At 43.6% G+C, this 21614-nt stretch carries 16 protein-coding genes and 4 tRNA genes; 12 read left to right on the top strand and 8 right to left on the bottom strand.

Translation table 11 applies throughout. The features are described from left to right. Positions 1-54: 54 nt before the first annotated feature. Entirely contained in the window at positions 55-444 is a 390-nt protein-coding gene (locus ACZIX4_RS04710) for an ankyrin repeat domain-containing protein (RefSeq protein WP_463334452.1), read from the bottom strand. Positions 445-735: 291 nt separating this feature from the next. On the opposite strand from ACZIX4_RS04710, the gene ACZIX4_RS04705 reads away from it, so the two are divergent. Then, positions 736-2922: a hypothetical protein gene (locus tag ACZIX4_RS04705; protein WP_463334451.1), complete on the top strand. Its 2187-nt coding sequence runs from the start codon at positions 736-738 to the stop codon at positions 2920-2922. A gap of 22 nt (positions 2923-2944) precedes the next feature. On the opposite strand, the gene ACZIX4_RS04700 is transcribed toward ACZIX4_RS04705, so the two are convergent. The 6 genes from ACZIX4_RS04700 to ACZIX4_RS04675 form a co-directional block, all read right to left on the bottom strand. Next, the gene (locus ACZIX4_RS04700; protein WP_463334450.1) at positions 2945-6223 is read right to left on the bottom strand and encodes a choice-of-anchor Q domain-containing protein; all 3279 of its coding nucleotides are present in this window, start codon (positions 6221-6223) and stop codon (positions 2945-2947) included. 408 nt (positions 6224-6631) lie between these two features. Continuing rightward, a tRNA-Gln gene (locus tag ACZIX4_RS04695) sits at positions 6632-6694 on the bottom strand. Between the two features lie 46 nt (positions 6695-6740). After that, positions 6741-6814 (bottom strand) — tRNA-Arg (locus tag ACZIX4_RS04690). A gap of 65 nt (positions 6815-6879) precedes the next feature. After that, a tRNA-Pro gene (locus ACZIX4_RS04685) sits at positions 6880-6954 on the bottom strand. A gap of 8 nt (positions 6955-6962) precedes the next feature. After that, a tRNA-Ser gene (locus tag ACZIX4_RS04680) sits at positions 6963-7046 on the bottom strand. A gap of 155 nt (positions 7047-7201) precedes the next feature. Continuing rightward, a complete protein-coding gene (locus ACZIX4_RS04675; protein ID WP_463334449.1) occupies positions 7202-7774 on the bottom strand; it encodes a hypothetical protein in 573 nt (190 codons plus the stop codon). Positions 7775-7915: 141 nt separating this feature from the next. Between ACZIX4_RS04675 and ACZIX4_RS04670 the strand changes: the two genes are divergently transcribed. The 10 genes from ACZIX4_RS04670 to ACZIX4_RS04625 all read left to right on the top strand — a co-directional run bounded on the left by ACZIX4_RS04670 (position 7916) and on the right by ACZIX4_RS04625 (position 15147). Next, positions 7916-9337: a PQQ-dependent sugar dehydrogenase gene (locus tag ACZIX4_RS04670; protein WP_463334448.1), complete on the top strand. Its 1422-nt coding sequence runs from the start codon at positions 7916-7918 to the stop codon at positions 9335-9337. A 326-nt stretch (positions 9338-9663) separates the two neighbouring features. Continuing rightward, positions 9664-10266, top strand: a complete 603-nt coding sequence (locus tag ACZIX4_RS04665) for a hypothetical protein (RefSeq protein WP_463334447.1) — start codon at positions 9664-9666, stop codon at positions 10264-10266. A gap of 2 nt (positions 10267-10268) precedes the next feature. Beyond that, on the top strand, positions 10269-10565 hold the full coding sequence (locus ACZIX4_RS04660) for a winged helix-turn-helix domain-containing protein (RefSeq protein ID WP_411407978.1): 297 nt from the start codon (positions 10269-10271) through the stop codon (positions 10563-10565). A 42-nt stretch (positions 10566-10607) separates the two neighbouring features. Beyond that, the gene (locus ACZIX4_RS04655) at positions 10608-10982 is read left to right on the top strand and encodes a hypothetical protein (RefSeq protein ID WP_463334446.1); all 375 of its coding nucleotides are present in this window, start codon (positions 10608-10610) and stop codon (positions 10980-10982) included. 2 nt (positions 10983-10984) lie between these two features. Then, a complete protein-coding gene (locus ACZIX4_RS04650) occupies positions 10985-11647 on the top strand; it encodes a DUF1361 domain-containing protein (protein ID WP_463334445.1) in 663 nt (220 codons plus the stop codon). 59 nt (positions 11648-11706) lie between these two features. Next, positions 11707-12138, top strand: coding sequence for a hypothetical protein (locus tag ACZIX4_RS04645; RefSeq protein WP_463334444.1), 432 nt, complete (start codon positions 11707-11709; stop codon positions 12136-12138). After that, entirely contained in the window at positions 12135-12455 is a 321-nt protein-coding gene (locus ACZIX4_RS04640; RefSeq protein ID WP_463334443.1) for a hypothetical protein, read from the top strand. The genes ACZIX4_RS04645 and ACZIX4_RS04640 overlap by 4 nt, the downstream gene beginning before the upstream one ends. Before the next feature lie 7 nt (positions 12456-12462). Next, on the top strand, positions 12463-12816 hold the full coding sequence (locus ACZIX4_RS04635) for a hypothetical protein (protein ID WP_463334442.1): 354 nt from the start codon (positions 12463-12465) through the stop codon (positions 12814-12816). Between the two features lie 22 nt (positions 12817-12838). After that, positions 12839-14194, top strand: coding sequence for a cell envelope integrity protein CreD (gene creD / locus ACZIX4_RS04630; RefSeq protein WP_463334441.1), 1356 nt, complete (start codon positions 12839-12841; stop codon positions 14192-14194). Positions 14195-14274: 80 nt separating this feature from the next. After that, complete coding sequence (locus ACZIX4_RS04625) at positions 14275-15147, top strand: hypothetical protein (protein WP_463334440.1); 873 nt, start codon at positions 14275-14277, stop codon at positions 15145-15147. 7 nt (positions 15148-15154) lie between these two features. Here the strand turns inward: ACZIX4_RS04625 and ACZIX4_RS04620 are convergent, their stop codons facing one another. Continuing rightward, positions 15155-18028 carry a triple tyrosine motif-containing protein gene (locus ACZIX4_RS04620; protein WP_463334439.1) on the bottom strand — a complete coding sequence of 958 codons (2874 nt, stop codon included), beginning with the start codon at positions 18026-18028 and terminating at the stop codon, positions 15155-15157. Positions 18029-18470: 442 nt separating this feature from the next. On the opposite strand from ACZIX4_RS04620, the gene ACZIX4_RS04615 reads away from it, so the two are divergent. Then, complete coding sequence (locus ACZIX4_RS04615) at positions 18471-21599, top strand: SusC/RagA family TonB-linked outer membrane protein (RefSeq protein WP_463334438.1); 3129 nt, start codon at positions 18471-18473, stop codon at positions 21597-21599. The last annotated feature ends 15 nt before the right edge of the window (positions 21600-21614 follow it).

The following is a 21614-nucleotide window of genomic DNA, read 5'->3' as shown; positions in this document are numbered from 1 at the left end:
AGCCCCGCTACCATAAGGCAGCGGGGCTCATTTTTTACCTAAACAACTTCATAATTACGCAGTAAGCGCTTTCTTCAGCACAGTGATGGCTTCAGCAGCATTGCTCAGTTGCGCGTACTTTAACGCGGTATAACCTTTACCGTCGGTTTCTTTTACCCTGGCGCCGTTATCCAGCAACAGTTTAATGATCTCTACCTGGTTGTAGCGGGCAGCAAGCATAAGTGGCGTAAGGCCATTACTTTGCTCATTAACATCGGCACCATACTCAATAAATTTTTTCACAGTGTCTACATCGCCTTTCACAATGGCTACAGCAAGCGGGGTATTGTTTCCGTACTCGCCGCGAAGCTCTTTTACAAATGTGTTGTTAGTGATTGTAGCTGCAGTAGCTGCATTAAATGACAGGGCAAGTGCAAGACCTGCGAAAACGATCGCTTTTTTCATGATGATTGAATTTTGATGATTGATATTTAATTTCTTAACGGTTGATTAGGCCGTTTGAAGTAATAGACGCAAGCAGGTACGCAAACGTTACGGCAAAACATGCTTTTAACAAAATTTTAACATTTAACCCATTGAAATAAATACCAAAAACATAGCCGTAAGTACAGGACAGGCAGTACATGTTTTTTCCATATCTTTATTCAAATCACTGAAAACCAATACATGTACAAACCATCAATAGTAAATTTCCTGCCGTTATTTTTTCTTCTTGCTATTTGTAACAATGTTACATTGGCACAGGAAAAAAATATCCCTGTTACCTACCCAAGCCACCATCCTAACGAAGAAGTTTACCTGCAAACCGATAAAAATATTTATGAAACTGGCGAAAACCTTTGGTTTAAAGGCTACGTTTTAGATGCACAAAGCCTCTATCCTTCCCTGCAATCGAAAACTTTGTACGTAAGCCTGCTGCAATTGCCCGATAAAAAAACCGTATGGCAAGAGAAATATGCCGTAAAAACCGGTTTTACCGATGGCCACATTTACATAAACGATACCCTGCAACCGGGTGAATACGCCATAGTAGCACAAACAGGTTATTCGGTAAATACTGATGAACCATCCATTACATTGGTACGCAGGATTGAGGTGATTAAAAATATTTCGACACTGGAAGTCCGTAGTAAAACACCCGCCGTAACCACAAAACCTGAGGTAATCGACTTTAGGCTGCTGCCCGAAGGCGGACACCTGGTAGCGGGCATTACAAGTAAAACTGCTTTTAAAGCCGTGGACAGCAAAGGCAACCCCGTAGATGTAAAAGGGACTATTTACAACGGCAGCGAAAAGATACTCACCTTTGAGAGCCGCCACGCCGGTATGGGCAGTTTTTTTATGACTCCCGATATCGGAGGGAACTATTACGTAAAATTAGACAGTTACCCGCAGCAATTCCCCTTACCCGAAATAAAACCTGAGGGACAAGTGATGCAAATGCTGTACAGCAAAAATGATGTGCTTACGTTTAAAGTATCGCAAAGTGCGAGGCTGCCTGCAGGGCAAATGCATGTGGCGCTGCAAATGCAGGGCGTGGTGTACAACACGGCTACCTTTACCCTAAAAGATGAAAAGCTAATAAAACTGGAAGTGGGTGATTTACCCGCAGGTATTGCGGAAGTTACATTATACAACAATGATTTACAGCCTGTTGCCGGCCGATTGGTTTTTATAAATGAAGACAAGAAGCTGAATATTAGCGTTACAACAGATAAATCCGTGTATAATACTAACGAAAAAGTAACGCTTAAAGTAAAGGCCAAAGACAAAAGCGGCAACCCTGTAAGCGGGCACCTGGGCATGAGTGTGTCGGATGTTATTTATAACGACCCGCGCTATACCGAAACCCTGCAAAGTTACTGCCTGCTCTCGGCACAGGTAAAGGGGCGCATTTACGACCCGGGTTATTATTTCGATGAAAAGAACAAAAGCCGCATGCTCGCGCTGGATTTGCTGTTGCTTACGCAAGGATGGCGCGCCTATAGCTGGAACGGTGAATATTTAAAGCCCCAGGCTGAAAAGGTAAAGCCTTTTGTAACAGATACTATTACGGGAATTATCTACGCCAAAAAGAAAAAGGCCGAAACAGTGCTGGATAAGCAATATGTAATGTCGTATTCGGTAGATGTGGAATCGCAAAACGTTTTGATACAGGTGAATGATAAAGGCGAATATACCATACTTCCCGAAGACATGCAGCAATATGAGCGCGGTTACCTTTATTTCAAGCTCTTTTACGGCACAGGGCTCCTTGGCATCAAAAAGCTGTACGACCCGGCGAATGAAAAAATTACGCAACTGATAACCTCTAATGAAATTGTATTCAGTTTACCGTATATTCCCAAACAAAAAGCCGTCCCCATACCCGAAAAACGCCTTAAGGTAGCGGCTAACGTTAACCGCCTGAAAGAAGTTGTAATAACCAGCAGGGTAAAAAAGAAGCGGCGCTTTGGGGATAAATACATGGGCCAGCTGGACAGTATTGTAAATTCTACCGATTATGTGTGCATGCTGAATGTGCTTAATTGCAGGAACCACCCTTTAAATGGGCGACGGCCTGTAGAAGGTGAAGTTTATAAAAGCCCCGATACTGATTTGCCAATGGCTCCGTACAGGTTTAAAAACTACACTGAAGACGAACTGATGGAGATGTTTAACATTGCCCGAATAAAGTGCTACTACCCTTCTAAGGAATTTTACAGCCCGGTATACGACATAGAAATGCAGTACAATGAAGCCGATTTCCGCAATACGCTGTATTGGAAACCCGATGTGGTTACGGATGAAAACGGTACTGCCGAAATAGAATTCTACACCTCAGATGTAAATTCCGTTTTCAGAATAAACGCCGAAGGTATTACTGCCGATGGGCTTTTAGGAAGTTTTACTAATGAATTTAAAGTGGATTTGAAGCAGTAGCTTCAAATCCACTTTAGTTTTTTTATTGTTTTATCAGTGCTATAACCTGTTGCACACCATTACTTTCATACTTCAGCCAGTAGGTACCTGCCTCCCAGCCGCTGCATTTAATCACTTTGCCTGTAGCAACTTCAGCAGGCGTAGCAATCTCTTTATACACTACCCTACCCAAAGCATCGGTAACGGTTATGCTGCCACCTGCGGTGCTGTCTTTAAGCTGTACGGTAAATGCACTGGCCGACGGGTTAGGATACACCATAATGTTTGCAACATCATTTTTATCAACACCGGCAGTACCCGATACTTCTAACAACGCAGCAGCAGATACAGCTGCATCTGTACAATCGGCAGTAACTATACACCTGTACAGGTTATCATCCATAGCGGTTGTAGCAGTAATGGCCAGCGTAGCAGCATTGGCATTGGCTATATTTATCCAGGTAACACCATCATCTGTACTTACCTGCCACTGGTAGGCAAGGTTATCCACCACTTCGGCAACAACTTCAAACTGTACCGCAGTACCGGCAGTTGTAGCAATGTCTTCGGGCTGCCCAGTAATGTCTATCAGTACATGCTGGTATTCCAGCGCACCTAAATCTACCGCAAGGCTGCTTATCCTGTTATTACCGTCGGCATCTAATAACGGGTTTAACGACAGGTACGAGTTTACCCCCACATTTACCGCAGGGCTACAGGCCGTAAGGCGGTAATCGCCGTTAGCCGCATCTACAAATTCAGGGTCGGTATTTAAAACCACACCGTCAAGCTGGGTGAAAATGGTAGTAAAATCATCGGTTACCATCGAGTTTTGGATGGTAAGGTTAGGATTTGTCATACTCGAAGCAGGAAATACCGCTACAGGGGCTTTACCATTATCGGGATTATCAATAATGGAATTCTTTATAGAAATAATAGCACCCTGGCTGCCTATCATATTACCTGTAACTGCCGCGCTGTTATTAACAAAAGTACAGTTAGTAAGCGTTACATAACATGCATAAGCAGACAGCCCACCCACACTGTAGGTAGATACATTGTTACTAATAACCACACTCTCTGCATTTAACCCTACATTCTGGCCCGGCCCGTTTACAACAATACCGCCGCCACCATTTCCTGTGTTGCTGTCAATTTTTCCACGGCTTAAATTAAAAATTGCACTTGCAATAAAAAATCCCCCTCCCTGCATCCCCGCAGTATTGTCATGGACATCAAAACCATCTATATTTACAGTATAATTTTCATCAGATGATATGGCTCCGCCATACGTTGATGATGAATTATCATATACTTCAAGGTTTGAAATGTTGGCTTCAAATTGCTCAATACCCCAGTTGTAGAAGCCTATGCCCCCACCCTGGTATCCCTGGTTACCACTAATCCTTATATTTTCCATTTCGGCACCGCTGTAATAAAACAGCATACCGCCGCCATATTGTTGCGCATTATTATCCCTTATCCAAAGGTTCTTTAGCGTAGGGTGTGAATCCTGAAGTAACATACCTGCACCTCCTGATTCCGGAACCGGAGCAGGCGCTGCCGAAAGACCATCCTGCAATATAAAACCATTCAGCTCAGCGGTAATATCGTTGTTTTGTGATACCACTACGTGTTTGGCATGCGTGCCATTTTCCATTACTGCGCTCAGTATAGTTTGGTTGGTATCAAAGTTAATGTCCCTTTCATCAAGTGATGTAGCGCCGGACGTAAAGCCACCGTATACCTTTTGGTTATTGTTCAGGTAAAATGCCTGCTGCTCCATCCACCCCATAGTTGTAATTACATGGTATTCACCTTGTGCCACCCATACTTGGGCAGGCCTTACCACAGCGCCGTCTACAGTACAGCCGCATGCCAGGGCATCTTCAAGGCTGTTAAACGCATTGTCCCAGCTCGATCCGTCCTGTACCGTATTGGCAGAATTGGCATCTACATAAATAATATCGCCCCAGGCATTTTGCGATTCTATAGCACCTACATCTACGGCGCTGCCTGCTACACGAGGGTTGCCTTTAAGGTCGGTTGTTTCGGTTATATAATCGCTGTTCCCAAAATCTATATACGCACCACAAGGCTGTGGTGTATAGTTCCCGGCAAGCGGATTTATAAATTCCATAGTGGCAACCTCACTATTCTCTATAATAGCCGACCCCGTAGGGAAACCATAGCTGCTAAGAGAATTATAAAAATACAGGTCATTAGTAACGTTTGAAGCTATGATTTGCATAATAACACTATTCCGTATCGTTAAATCCATACCTTCAAACCGTACCCCTTCAGCCTGGAATTTTGGCCCTACAGTACAGTTAGTTATTGTGGCATCCGCATTGTTACCACTAATGTACAGGTTCCTTCCAAGACCCGTATTGCACTCGTTGTTATGGAAAAGGCATTGGGTTATACTTGCACCCTGCCCACCGTAAATGTTAAGGCCACCGCCATATACAGTTCCCGAAGAGGTGTATTCAAGATAATTCTCAATAAATTTTACGCTAATAATTTCCGGCTCACTTACTACAAACAGGTAAATACCTGCACCGCCCATGTTTTGGCTGTTGCCAGTCAGCTGGTTAGAGGCCACAGTACCACGGTTAAACGTAAAGCTGCCTCCGTAAGCAAAAATACCTGCCCCCGAAGTATTTATCTGCGGTAAACCCGTGGTTTCAACCGTAACCAGGTTATTTGAAACCGTAACGTTATTCAGGGTTACATTGCTCTGGCGGCTAAAAATACCCGCACCTCCGCCAAAACCGTCTGTATTGAGGTTGTTTATAGTAACCTCAATAGTATTATCCTTTAAAATAAGGTTCTGCAGTTCCATTACCGAAGACAGCAGCTGTATACCCGCCCCACCGTTATAAGGGTTTACCAATGCATTGTGTGCATCCTGTATTGTAAAACCATCTATAAGGTTTAGGGTACTGCTTGCATTTTCCGCCTTTAAAATCAGTTTAGCATGTAATGTTTCGGTAAGCTGCCCGCTTAAAATGGTTGTGGCGCCTGTAGTATCGGCGCGTTCGGTAAGCAATGCTTCGGTACCCGAAAAGCCGCCATACAGCTTTACGCCGTTTTTAAACACAAATGAAACATTAATATCCGAAGCATGCGGGGTGTATGTACCCTGCGCAACCCAGATTTCATCGCCACTCTGGGCGTTTTGCAGTGCCGTAGTAAGGCTGCCATAGGCCTGTGCCCACGAAGTACCGTTTCCGGTGCCGTTTGGTTTTACATAAATTGTGGCGCACAAAGCAGTGCAGGCCCATAATAGGGCCGCAAACGTGAAGTAGTTCTTTTTCATAGTCTTGAATTGGAAATGTTTGTCGGAAACTAAAGTAATGAAAAAAAGAATATTCTTACCCGTTTGCACAAAATATTCTGAAAAACAGCTATAAAACAGAAAAGCTTTATAACATCTGAAGCTTTTTAACGTGATTTAAAAGCTTTCGAACCTGAGACATCCTTATCCGTTGCCTGTCGTTTGGGCACAAATTGCTTAGTTGAATTGAGTGAAGTTCCTAAGTCGCTCAGGAACTCAGTTTCTCAGCGACTCTTAAAAACAAAAAAGCCCCGGCGTTAACCGAAGCTTTAAAGTGATCACATCAGGATTCGAACCTGTGACCGTCCCGCCCAAAGCGGGATACACTATCCTGCTCAGCTATGCCCCTAAAACAAAAAAGCTCCGGCATGAACCGAAGCTTTAAAGTGATCACGACAGGATTCGAACCTGTGACCGTCCCGCCCAAAGCGGGATACGCTATCCTGCTGAGCTATGTCATTAAAACAAAAAAGCCCCGGCATGAACCGAAGCTTTAAAGTGATCACGACAGGATTCGAACCTGTGACCGCCTGCTTAGAAGGCAGGTGCTCTATCCAGCTGAGCTACGTGACCCCAAAATATCTTATTGTAAAAATACAAAAAAAAATCCCGCTTGTTCAGCGGGATGTTTTAATTAGTCGGGGTGGCAGGATTCGAACCTGCGACCTCCTGGTCCCAAACCAGGCGCGATGACCGGGCTACGCTACACCCCGAAAAGAAGCGGAGAGACAGGGATTCGAACCCTGGCAACGATTGCTCGTTGACAGATTAGCAATCTGCTCCGTTACCACTCCGGCACCTCTCCTCCTTTTAGCAACCATCGGTGTTATACCGTTTTTGCGAGTGCAAATGTAGCGCATTTTCTAAATCATTTGCAAGTATTTTTAAAGGTTTTTTTACTTTTTTTTCATTTAAAACGGAAACTATTTAACAATCAACCTTATGCGTCCTGAAAAATTTTTACTCTTCTATGCACTTCAGGTTGTCTATAAAGTAAGTTTCGGGCTTATACGTTTTTTTCATGGTTTCGCTTGCCAGCTCCCGCTTCACCGGGTAGTCTACCGTTTCGCCCACGTACTTTACACGGATAAACGATATGGCCGATTCTTTAAGGTCTTCAAGCGAACCTTTGGTAAACAGGAAGGGCCCTGTAAGCGTACGGATGTTGTTCTTCTCAATTTCGTCAAACATCAGGCTGCTGCATTGGTCTTCGGTAGCACTGATAAGCGTTACTATCTTGTTATTGGCCAATTGCAGGTAAATGCGCGAAGCCCCGTCCAGGCAATACGACTTGGGGAAGTCCTTAGACTTGGCAAGTAACTGGAAGTTAACCAACGGCAATCCCTGGCTGTTGCTCAGCGAAAAGAACAAAAACTGCGAGGTACCACCAAATACTTTTTCGTACATAAGGTGGTCAGGAGTGGTTTTAAGTTCCTGTCCCTTAGTAGTATCGTTTACAGAATAAGTACAGTCTTTCTGTGCGAAAAGGCTGCCCGAAATGGCCAAAAGGCCTATTATAAATATCTTTTTCAATGTGTTATAAGGTAATTAAAGGTTAATTAGCGGTGCCAAATATATAAATTACACCAAAGCAAAGATAAAATTGTTGCCGCCTTAATTTTCTGTAAGCTAAAATTTAATAGATTTGGTACAGGACACAATTAAGTAACTATTATGAAACCTCATTTTTTTATATTACCGGCTGCAGCAGCGGCCTTTGCGGTTTTGGGCTTTACTTCAGGGCAGCCTGATACCACTCCCACCAAGAAAAATACCCTGAAAACACCCGAAGAAAACTATGCCAACTACTGTAGCGGATGCCACGGAGAAAAAATGGATGCCTTTACAGACAGGCAATGGAAACACGGCAGCGAAGTTAAAGACCTGATTGTGAGCATAAAAAAGGGTTGGACAGACGAAGGTATGCCTGCCTTTAATAAAACCTTTACCGACAAGGAAATAGAGGAACTGGCAAAATACATTAAAAAAGGCATACAGAATGTATCTACTTTCAACTTTGATAATGAACCTGTTACAGGTACCTTTAAGAGTGAAAGCCTTACAGTGAAGCTCGATACCATTGCTACAGGGATTGACATAGCCTGGGGTATGGCATTCCTGCCCGATGGCAGCCTGCTGGCTACCGAACGCGGCGGTAAATTGTACAAGATTAAAAACAAAAAGAAGCAGGAGATTACCGGCGTACCTGAAGTGTTGGCTGAAGGACAGGGAGGCTTGCTTGACATCATTTTAAGCCCTGATTTTAAGAAGGATAACCTTGTATACTTCTCCTATTCCAAACCGAAAAAAGAGAACGGTAAAACACTGGCTACCACAGCCGTAATGCAGGCAAAACTGGACGACGATAAGCTTACCGGACAGAAGATAATCTTCGAGGCGCTACCCTACTCTACTACCCGCCACCACTACGGCAGCAGGCTTGTTTTTGACAGTAAAGGCTACCTGTTTATTAGCGTGGGCGAACGTGGTAACGAACAACAAAACCCACAATCACTTGATAACAACCAACTTGGAAAGATACACCGTATAAACCCGGATGGCACCATACCTGCCGATAACCCGTTTAAGGACAAAGACGGAAAGCCTACCAGCATCTACTGCTATGGCAACCGGAACCCGCAAAGCCTTGCCATAAACCCCTGGAGCAATGTGCTTTGGGAAACCGAACACGGCCCACGTGGCGGCGACGAAATAAACATCATCAAGCCGCGAAACAACTACGGTTGGCCCGTAACCAGCTATGGTATTAACTACAACGGCACTACCATAACCGATAAGGCCACAGCACCCGGCATTACCGAACCTATACTGTACTGGCTGCCAAGCATAGCGCCATCTGGTATGGCGTTCATAACCAGCGATGTATACAAGCCGTGGAAAGGCGCACTTGTAGTTGGCTCACTGCGTTTTAAATACCTGAATCTTTGCTATTTAAACGGCGATAAGGTAGTTAAAGAGGAGAAACTACTGAAGAACATAGGCCGTGTACGCGACGTACGCCAGGGACCGGATGGCTATATTTATGTGGCAGTAGAAAAACCGGCTTCGGCGATTTACAGGCTGATTCCAATGTAACAATTTATTAATTTTTTAATGTATCAATTTTTATGACCGGATGATTTTCCTTGTTACATTAAAGAATTATAAAGTTAATATTTTTCTTACAAATAATCTTGAATATTCCACTTTTTGTATAGATTTATCTAAAAGCGAGTGGAATATTCTTTTTATTCAAAACACTAAATATCAACAAACTAACAAAAAAACATCCTCTAAATACAGCTAATATTCCACAGCAATTTTATCTTGTTTCCACACTAAAAAATTGCTGAAAATATTTTTGGTTTTGCATTGCCATCCGAAAAATATTATTTTACTTTGCAATTCAAAGTACTTTAAAAATGGAGAATTATTTAAAGGACATCCAGGACATAAAAAAGATGATGGACCGCTCTACGCAGTTCATCTCCCTGAGCGGCCTTTCGGGTATATTGGCAGGTGTATATGCACTTATAGGCGCCTATGCAGCCAAAATGATAGTGGGTAGCAACTACCGCTACATAACCCCTGAAAGCTATGAATTTAAGCTGTGCCTGGGCATTATGGCGGCGGTACTGCTATTGTCGGTAGGCACTGCCCTGATACTCTCGGCAGCAAAGGCAAAAAAACAGGGCACCACACTTTTAAACAGCACCGCAATACGGCTTGCAGTAAATTTTGCCATACCACTTGGCACAGGCGGCGCATTTGCCTTACTTTTGGTACAGTCGCACCATTATGGGCTTATAGCCCCGGTAACACTGATTTTCTATGGGTTAGCCTGCGTTAACGCCAGTAAGTACACCCTGCGCGATGTACGCTACCTAGGTATTACCGTAATAATCATTGGCCTTATAGCCACCTATGCCATAGGCTACGGGCTTGAGTTTTGGGCACTGGGCTTTGGCGTATGCCACATACTGTACGGCAGCATCATGTATTTTAAATACGACCGTAAACAATAGTTTTGAAGAACATTTTACAGCATATAAATAAAGCGTTTGACCATCGCATACGGCTGGGTATCATGAGTATACTCATGGTAAACGAGTATGCCGACTTTAATACCCTGAAGGAACTGCTGGGTGTGACCGACGGTAACCTGGCCAGCCATGCCAAGGCACTGGAAACCGAAAACTACATTACCATAGAAAAGCAGTTTATCGGGAAAAAGCCCAACACGCGCTATGTAGCTACCAATGAAGGCCGTAAAGCCTTTCGGGACCATATAGACGCGCTTGAAAAACTGATACAAAAGAGCTGATATTTTTTTATCCATTTACTTTGAAAAACAAAGTACTTTATAATGAAAAAGAAAATATTTTTAATAATGATAATCATAGTTATAGCCACTTACCTGTACCGCGTGAGGTATATAGCACACTTTGAAATAGTTAATACTACAGATGCCACAATCGATTCGGTAATGGTAACTACAGGGCATGATACAAGCATAGAGTATGTGACTATAAAGCCTTATGATACAATAAAATACAACCTGAATATGTATAACGTACCAAACGTAGATGGTGGTTATGGAATCTCTTATAAAATCAACGGACGAAAAAGAGGTTACGGGTTTGGATATTATACAAATGGATTGCCCCTTGATAATTTAACCACAATAAGCATTACAAAAGACACCATACATATTGATTTTGAATCCCCTAAATACCAATAACCATGAACGATACACTTAAATTCCATATACTGCGAAACAGCAGGCGCTACCTCCCCATCATCCTGCTATCGGTGTTTAGCATAGCACTGCTGCTCATCAGGGTAAAAATGACCCAGTCAGTATTCTACATGTTTCTCATCTGGAACCTGTTCCTCGCCGGTCTGCCTTTGGTAATGAGCATCATAGCCACCAACTTCAGCAGTGTACGGAACAACCGTTACCTGCTCTACCCTACCCTGTTGGCCTGGCTGGTACTGCTGCCCAATGCCCCCTACCTGATTACCGATTTCCTGCACTTTAAACGCGAAACCACCGTGCCGTTCTGGTTAGACATACTGTTGCTGGGTTCGTTTAGCATCAGCGGCTTCCAGTTAGGTTTGGCCTCCATGAAGAATATCTACGTACTGCTTGCCAGGGTTTGGGGCAAAACCTCTGCTATACTATCTATGGGCTGCGTGTGCCTGCTCAGCGGGCTGGGCATCTATATAGGCCGCGTACTGCGCTACAACAGTTGGGACATACTGCGCCACCCCCTTAACCTTGTACAGGAAATAGCCGGCAGCATTACCAATACTGAAACCTGCTATACCGCATGGGGCATCACGCTTGGGTTCGGGTTCCTGCAATTTTTACTGTTCGACCTGTACACCACTTCTAAAAACTAAAAAAATTTATATCTCAACTTTGAAATTCAAAGTAAAATACTATCAATGCAATGGAAACAATGAAAGAAAAAATCGAAGCCGTACGCCGTGAGTTCGACCGCAAAACCGGGAAAATAACTGCCTTTAACCTGCTTAAATATCCTGAGGAAAGCTTTGGTTATCAATTAGGTAAGTTCCTGTTAGGCAGCAACTACGGGCAAAATGTATATGCCTTCCCCGAAGATGCACTGCAAATGTTGGTAACCGGGAAAAGCACCCTTACCGACGAAATAGCCCTGCAATACTACCTGTTCGGCAACGGCAGCCTTAGCCTTCAGGTACTGGCTACCATGTGCGCCGGGCTGGCCATAATGCCGTGGAAGCTGCCCCACTTTTACCGCATGTACCGCAAGGGAAAATCGGCATTAAGGGTATACGACATCGACCATTTGGGGCTGCTGCACCTGCCGGTAAGCCGCATTAAAGAAACCTTCATGATACAGGAGCCATGAAGCGCCTTGGCAAACCAACCATCCTGTTGTGGCTGCCCGTAGTGGTATGGGCAGCCACTTTTACCTACGGCACCTGCCTGCTGTTTTACATGCTGAATGTAGCGTGGGACTATTATAACAGTGACTATGTAATAGGCAGTGCGGCTGTGGTTATTTTTATCAATATCACAACTGTGGTCTTTACAATGATAATGTCCTCTACAGAACGCCCTTACAGGAAAGAACTAAACTACAGGCTGTTACTGCTGTTAACCAATATTCCGGTTGCCTTTTTATACATACAACTGGTACGGGCATACGCATCTTTTTTAAACTGATACTATTATGGAGCTACTGCTGAACTTTTTTAATCCAAAGCATTATGGCAAAATTCCTGATGCTGAAATCCCTCCTTACATTAAAGATTTCCTCAGGATACCGTTAGGGCTTTTTGTAATATCATTTGCCATAGGTACGGTTTTACTGCTTTCCTATCTCATTACCCATTTAGAAAGCCTGATGGTTTTGGGGCTGTTTTACGTATTGGCTGCTGCAATCATCAACCTTATTGTGTTAGGATTCGCCTTAATCATAGCCATTGCCAATTATCATCATGCTTTACTGATACTACAGAAAACATTGGTAATGCTTATGAATATCCCAATAACAATATTGTACATACATCTCATTACACTTTAATAATCAATATAACATAATTCTCATGGAAACAATTAATACACCACAACAGGAACAACCGCAGGGCTTTATGCAAAGCACCACGGCACGCGTAATTATGATAGGCGTACTTACACTCGCACTATTAATCCCGCTGGCTTATGTAGCCAATCTTATAGAAGAACGCCAGAGCCTGCAGGAAAGTGTAAAACAGGAAATTGCCGGCCAATGGGGCGGCAGCGTTTACTTCTATGGCCCGGTGCTTAAAGTGCCGTATACATCCTATACCGACACCCAGGTAATCGACCAAACCACAAAAAAAGTAGTGGTAAACCGTACTGCCACAACCATGTACGCCTACTTTTTCCCGGAAACCCTGAATGCTAATGCAGAAGTAAAAACCGAAGAAAAACACCGTAATAACTACAAGACCACTGTGTTTGGCAGTACTATGGATTTCAGCGGGTATTACAACTCACCCGATTTCAGTAAAGGAGATATAAAGCCCGAGAATGTACAATGGCAGAAAGCTACCGTACTGATTAATACCGATAACCTGAAAAGCATTAAAGATGCCCTGAACATAACCCTGAATGGCAAAACGTACGCCTTTGAGCCGGTGGTACAATCAGCGAAAAGCAAAACCGAAGCACTGGAAACACCCGCACTGGGGATAGACTTGACCTCTGGGCGCATAAAATTCAGCCTGAAGATTGGCTATAATGGTACGGAGAGTATCAGTATGGTGCCGATAGGGAAACTAACCTCTGTAAGCATGCACAGCAACTGGCCCGACCCGAAATTTACAGGCGAATTTTTACCGGCAGAAAAGCATATTGATGCTAAAAAAGGTTTCACTGCCAACTGGAAGGTATCACACCTTAACCGCCCGTTTGTACAGCAGTACTTCGGTTCGCTGCCTGAATTAGATGCCTATAGCCTTGATACCGAATTTCATATAAAAAACAACGAATACCAGCAAAACGAGCGTGCCGCAAAATACGGTTTCCTTGTAATAGGCCTTACCTTCCTGATATTCTTCCTGATACAGACGATAAGCAAAATTTTCATCCACATTTTTCAATACTGCATGATAGGGCTTGCGCTGATCATGTTCTACACCCTGCTCATTTCCATTACAGAACACAGCAGTTTTAACTTTGCTTACCTTATAGCAGGTACGGCAGTAGTAGCTATGATAACGCTCTATACCCGCACGGTGCTGAAACAACAGAAACTGACACTACTGGTAGGTGCATCGCTTACGGTACTGTACACCTTTATCTACGTAATCATACAGCTTGAAGATTATGCCCTGCTGGCCGGCAGCCTTGGCCTGTTTGCCATACTGGGCGCGGTGATGTACTTCTCCCGAAAAATAGACTGGAAGCCAACCCACTAATTATATAACCTACCAATTTATGTCCTGTTTTCCATCCCTGCTAAACCTGTGCGGGGATGGATTTTTAAAAACCTGAAATTATGCTTGTTAATCTACTATTTGTTATACTAATTATCTTGATAGTGGCCTTTTACATCTTCCGGAAAAGGTTTGGTGTATTGGTATTACTCCTGTTTCTTTTCCCTACCGTTATTGTAACCAACCCTTATTGGGGCGAAAGGGGTTCGTCCGGTATTCAGGAAATGGGGATTGCCATACCGCTTTTTAGCTGTATTGATATCCTTATAGAACTTGCAGGCCATAACTATGGTATGATAGCCAATCAGGGTAATCCCTATTACCATATACTTTTTGTGGTAGAAATATATTCCGTCTTCTTGCTTTGGTTCCTGTATGTATGCCTTAGACGATATACCGTTAAAGGGTTTCGTGCCAACTTTGACCTGTTTGCTAAAAATTTCTATACAACGCCTTACTTTTGGGCACCAATGCTTGTGTGTGGAATAGGTATATTATTACTGACAGATTATAGAGCCAATCCCATGACCAGCTATCATTTCAGCAATAAATACCTGGTATTCGAAATGTCTTATATTATTGCTTATTTTGTGGTGTTGTGCCTCATAATGCGTAAGTATTTTTTCCTAACGGCTGAACAAAAATTACTGGCGCTGTTTATGGTACTGTTGTTTCCTGTTACTGGTTTTTCAGCTGAATACAACGCAGTTTCCAATTTCGGCTCTGAAGAATATTACCTCGAAAACCATGTGGCATTATACCCTTTACTGTATTCGTTACCAAAAACGTTGCTGAGCCTTTTTACCTATTTCGCCAACGAAAAATTCAGCATACAAAAAGCCGCTTTTGCATACGGTATTATACAATCAGCCACAGTATTGTACCTGTTCCCCTCACTATTTAACGTGAATAACGAAGATAACTACCGGCCATAATTGGCAATTATATATTCATAAGGAAACCGGTAAGGTTCTCTTTTCGGGGCAAATCCAGTTTTTTACGCAGGCGGTAGCGGGCAAGTTCCACGCCCCCGTCGCTTATGTTCATAATCTCTGCTATTTCTTTGGTACTCATGTTCATAAGCAGGTAGGTAGCAAGGTCCATTTCGCGTGGGGTAACGGTTGGGTACTTCTCCTTAAGGCGCTTCAGGAAGTCAAAATGCACGTTGCGGATGTGCTTCTCCAGGTTGTTCCAGCTTTTATCGGTATTCAGCTCCTTATTGATGGTCTTGTTCAGGCGGTTAAACTGGTTTCGTGTGGCATCATCCATCACCTCAGGATTAATGTCCTTCAGCTTATTGATGATACCGTTCAGCATCTTGTTCTTCTTCACTACCTGTAGTGAGTTGTTAACCAGTTCTTTATCCTTGGTAAGTATCTTCACCTTAAGCTGCTCGTTTTTAAGGCGTTCTATTTCTTTTTCAAGCTCAAATTGTTCCTGGCGTATCTTGGTTTCACGTTCCAGGTACAGACGGCGCTGCTCCAGGGTTTCGTAGTAGCGGTTTTGGCGTATTTTGGCCTTCACCCTGCGGCGTACCACATACACCCCACCTGCCACCAACAGTATATAGGCCACATAAGCCAGCGGATGCCTGTAAAACGGCGGGCTTATTACAAAGGAAACCTTAGCCGGATCAGACTGTTCACCGGAACTGTTACGTACCTTTACCAGCATACGGTAATTCCCTTCGTGCAGGTTGGTGTATTCCTTAACCGAAACATTGGTCCAGTTGCTCCATTTATCGTCAAAGCCGTCGAGCTTGTAAGAGAACTTAATGTTCTCAGGGTTATCATATGTTGGCGATGAAAAGTTAAACTTCACACTATTGTGCTTAAACGGTATACCAATGTCTTTAATGGCAGGGCGGTTGCCGGTATACAGCGTATCCAATCCAAAGGAGAAACTTTTTATAAATGCCTTGGGCTTGGCGGTACTGCCATAATACAGGTTCGGGTTAAAATGCGCCAGCCCCTCTGTAAGGCCTATGAAAATATTTTTATCGTCTATGGTATTTACTGATTCAAAGAAATACACCAGGTTACCTGTTATGGCCGAGAATGGCGATTTCACATCCTTATAGCTGCCGTTTGGCTGTTTCATGAGCATCCCCATAGAAGCATCCCCATAAAAATAACTGATGTTACCCTTTTCGTCTTCAAGGCAATAGCGAATCATGGGCAGCTGGCTGAACAATTCCGTCATGCCCTTATCTTCGGTAAAGTGGTCGGTAGCGGCATTGTAGGTAAAGAAGCGGTTTCTGCCCTGCAGGTATATTTTACCCTTTATCATCTGCACGCTGGTTATGGATTTCACCTCCTTAGAAAGCGATGAATACGTATTAGTAACTACAAAGCGTTTCAGGTCGTTGCTCAGCTTCAGCTTATACAGCACAAAGTTCTTCAGCAGCCATACATTACCACCATCGGTAACAAAACGGCTGTCGCTAATATCAAATCCCTCCACCTGGTTCCGGAACTGCCACCCCGACGGTGTATGTTCCAATACCGCAAAACCGTGGTAATTGCTCGCCATAAGGTAGCCCGGCCTTCCGGGTATGGCTTTAGTGCCCAGGTAACCGCGCTTATCATCGAGCCAGCGCACTGCCCTGCCGCCCGAAATGGTAAACAATCCTCGGTTGTGCAGACACAGCATTTCACCCTCATGCACTTCCAGCGACCACGCCTGCCCTGTAGTACCGGGGGTAAACGAAAAGCTTTCCTCCTTAAACGGCTGGCTCCAGGCATGGCTGTATACCCCTTGGTTTGTAGCCACATACAGGTTGCCCTGGTAAATAGCCGACGAATACACCGAACTCAAATCAAAGCTGGTGCCGAGATAGGTAAACGGCGAGTTGATATTAATATAGGCAATTCCATTATCAAGCCCCAGCCAAAGGTTTTCCATGGAATCGGTATACGAACTTAGGGCGGTATTATTAAACAATCCCTTTTTGTTGTTGATGTGCTGTACAATATCGCCATCGGTATTACAGATAATAACACCGTTCAGCACCGAATTAAGCACTATGAACCGCCCGTTAAGCATCCGACCTCCGAGGGAATTGTTCTTACTGATAAATTCATTGGCGTCGCACTGCCACGGCACCACCTTATTAAAGTCATACAGGTACAAGCCTTTATCCATGGTAATAACCAGCAGTCGGTTATTGGTAAAAGGCAATATGCCCCATACTTCGGTGCCGTTAAACATTTGGGTGCCGGGCAGTGCTGTAAGGGTACCATTTCGGTATTCCAGCAATCCGGCTGCTATATCCTGGAAATACAGGGTACCGTTTGCCATAAATGAAAACTGGAAACGGTTGGGTGGCTCTAATATACTCAGTTTGCCCCTGCTATATATATAGGTGCGGAAAAACGTCTGGAAAAAAACCTCCTCACCTACTATATGTACTTTCCATACAAAGTCAATGATTTTTTTAGAATTGGCCGAAGCCAGCCGCGAAACCGAATGGTATACCAGCTTGCCTTTATCATTTGCCTCAAAATACCCGAACTCATTATAGCCGCCTACGTAAATTCGGCCATTGTCGGCTACCTTCAGCGAACGCACTGTAACATTAGGTATGATGAACTTGCTCCACGAAGTACCGTTAAACTGTAGCAATCCCGCAGTATTGGCAAAATAAAGGTTGCCATTCTTATCCTGGCCTATATCCCAATTTTGCGCTCCGCCCAGATAATCCGACTTTTTATAGTTGATAATCTTGGGCAGCCCTATATTCTTTACCTGTGCCATAACGCTTACAGGTGTTACCAGCAACAGTAGTATGATAAAAATATGTCGTATAAAATGCATTATTGTTGTTTTTGGATGCACTAAAATATTAAATATCCTTCTCTTTTAATAAAACGTTATAGTTGGCAGGCCATTTATAAGGTAAAATCACTCCAAATAGGCCATTTTCGAATATGAATTTTATTACATAATCTGCTAAAAAAACCTCCATTTTTCAACTTTGCTTCAAAAGCTAACAAATTGAAGGATAATCAGCTACAACGTTATAACTACAAATATCATCTTTGTAAGGGTATTTTGTACAAAATTAACAATTTAACTAAGTATAAAAAATATTTTTTATTATTGATAATCAAATATTTAAAAATATTTTGATGTGTTTTTATATAGTACAAAATTTAAAATTGATGTGTTTTTGTAAGGAAAACTGAATGATAAAAACGAAAAAATAGACGTATAATTGCTCATTATTAATAAATAATCAACCCAAATTTTAACGAGTATGAAATTTTTAAAATTACGTATTTTCCATGTAATTTGTCTGCTCTTCGCGCTTACCTCATGGGCGCAGGAAACTGCCATTTCAGGGCAGGTAACAGACGAAACCGGTATGCCGGTTCCGGGTGCTTCTATTAATGTAAAGGGCACCCAAAACACTGTATCGTCAGACATTGACGGTAACTACCAGATTAAGGCAGGCCCAACTGCCACACTGGTGTTTAGCTTTGTAGGCTACACCTCTATTGAAGAGGCCGTAAATGGCCGCACCACCATTAACACTACCCTTGCCCCTTCTGCAAAAACCCTGGAAGAAGTGGTAGTGGTAGGTTACGGTACGCAAAAGAAAAGCGTGGTAACCGGCGCAATTTCCAGCGTTAAGGCTAAAGACCTTGAAAACATGCCGGTAACAACTGTAGGTCAGTCATTACAAGGGCGTGCCTCGGGTGTGTATGTGGCACAAAATGCCGGGCAGCCGGGTTCGGGCGCTACTATACGTGTAAGGGGTATTACCTCTTTTAACAACAACAACCCGCTGTGGGTTGTAGACGGCGTTATTGTAGATAACGGAGGCATCAACTTCCTTAACCAAAGCGACATAGCATCTGTTGAAGTACTTAAAGATGCTGCTTCGCAGGCCATTTATGGTGCACGTGCTGCTACGGGTGTTATCCTTATTACTACTAAAAAAGGACAATCAGGTAAGCTTAGTGTAACCTATAACGGCTTTGCAGGTGTATCAAGCGCTGCAAGGAAGCTCGACCTGCTAAATGCATCGCAGTATGCTTCCCTGAGGAATGAGCAGTATGCAAACGGTTACACCGGCGGCAATTTCCAGCTGCCATTCCCTAATGCTGCTACGTTAGGAAAAGGTACAGACTGGCAGGATGTTGTTTTTCACGATGCGCAAAGGTCGCAACACGAACTGAGCGTTAGTGGCGGTACAGATAAATCTACATTCTACATGTCTGTGGGCCTTACCGACCAGGAAGGTATTGTTATGCCAAGCATATCAAACTATATCCGCAGGAACATCAGGTTAAACTCAACACATAAAATTGGGAAATATGTAACTGTTGGGCAAACACTGGGTTATTCTAATGAGAAAACTATAGGTATCGGTAATACAAACAACGAGTTTGGTGGGCCGCTGGCTTCAGCCATTAACCTGGACCCTACCACACCGGTAGTTATTACAGATCCTTCTATTATCCCTTCACTGCCAAACCCGGGCGACTATGCACAGCAGTATGCCGTAAGAGACAATAACGGTAACCTGTACGGTATTTCTAAAGATGTGGCAAACGAAATGAGCAACCCACTGGCGTATGCCAAAGTGCGCGAAGGCAACTACGGCTGGGCAGACAACTTTATAGGCAATGCTTACCTGGAAATAGCACCGCTTGACGGCCTTAAGCTAAGGTCTACCGTAGGTGGTAAGCTATCGTACTGGGGTAATGAGAGCTTCTCGCCAAAATCGTACCTGAATACGAACCAGAATAACCAGAGCCAAAACAGCCTGTACCGCGAAACGAACCGCGGCTTCGGGTGGAATATAGAAAACACCATTTCGTATACCAAAGAATTTAACGGTCACAACGTAAGCGTATTGGGAGGCCAGGGAGCGTATGTAGACAACGATACATATGGCCAGGGTGTTACCTACCAAAACCAACCGGTAAATACCCATGCTGATGCTTCATTTAACTGGCCTACCGCATCAAGTGATATTATTGCGTGGTCTAACACAGGTAGCAAACACATTGTAACATCGTTATTTGCAAGGCTTAACTACGATTACAAAGAAAAATATCTCGTAACCGGTATTATACGCCGCGACGGTTCTACACAATTTGGTGCTAACTACAAGTACGGTACTTTCCCGTCATTCTCACTGGGCTGGGTACCTACCAAAGAAGATTTCTGGAAAGAAAACAAGGTGGTAACAAACCTTAAAATACGTGGCGGATACGGCGTTGTAGGTAGTGATGCCGGTGCCCCCTTTGCATACCTTGCGCTTGTAGGCGGTAACCGTAACTATACCATAGGACAGGGCGATTATAACGTTACTGTAGGTTACAGCCCTAATGCACCAAGCAACCCTGACCTGAAATGGGAAGAAACTGCCCAAACAAACGTAGGTTTTGAAGCCACATTATTTAATGATTTCTCGCTTGAATTTGACTGGTACAAAAAGAAAACTTCGGGCATACTTCAGGGCATACGCCTACCGGGTTACGTAGGTGCTACCGGTGAGCCTCTGGGTAACGTTGCAGACATGCAAAACACAGGGCTTGATATTTCTGCTACTTACCGTAAACAAATAGGCGGCCTTAAGCTATCGGTTACCGGTAATGCCTCTACACTTAAAAACAAGGTAACATCGGTAGGTGAAGACCGTGAGTTTAATTTAGGCCCAGGCTTTCAGTCTATGGGAAATATAACAAGGTATGAAGTAGGCTCGGCCTATAACGAGTTTTATGGTTACCAAACTAACGGTATTTTCCAGAACCAGGCCGAAATAGACAGCTACACCAGCTCTAATGGTACTATAATACAACCAAATGCACAACCGGGCGACTTTAAGTGGAAAGACCTTAACGACGACGGTAAAATTACTGCCGATGACCGTAAATATCTGGGTTCTCCACTACCTAAAGTTACTTATGGTTTAACCATTAACCTTGAGTATGCTAACTTCGACCTTACACTGTTTGGCCAGGGCGCAGGCGGAAATAAAGTATTCCAGGGCCTTAGGAGGCTGGACCTTAACTATGCCAACTGGCAGACTGCAGCACTAAACCGTTGGACAGGCGAAGGTACTTCTAACAGCTACCCAAGGATATCTACGGTAGATAACAACAAGAACTTTACAAACATGTCTAATTTCTATCTTCAGGATGGCGATTATTTCAGGATAAAAATTGTACAGCTGGGCTACTCGCTTCCTACGGGAATCATATCTAAGGCAGGCCTGGCAAAAGCAAGGATATATGTTACCGGCGAAAACCTGTTCACCTTTACAAAATACACAGGCTACGATCCGGAAATCGGTGGAGACGTATCGGGCATAGACCGCGGTTACTATCCTCAGGCCAGGTCGTTTATGATGGGCGTTAACTTATCGTTGTAATTAAAAAAAATTGAA

This window comes from Flavobacterium niveum, assembly GCF_055231775.1.
Note: the sequence above shows the minus strand (reverse complement) of the source record. Positions and strands in the feature narration are given on the sequence as shown.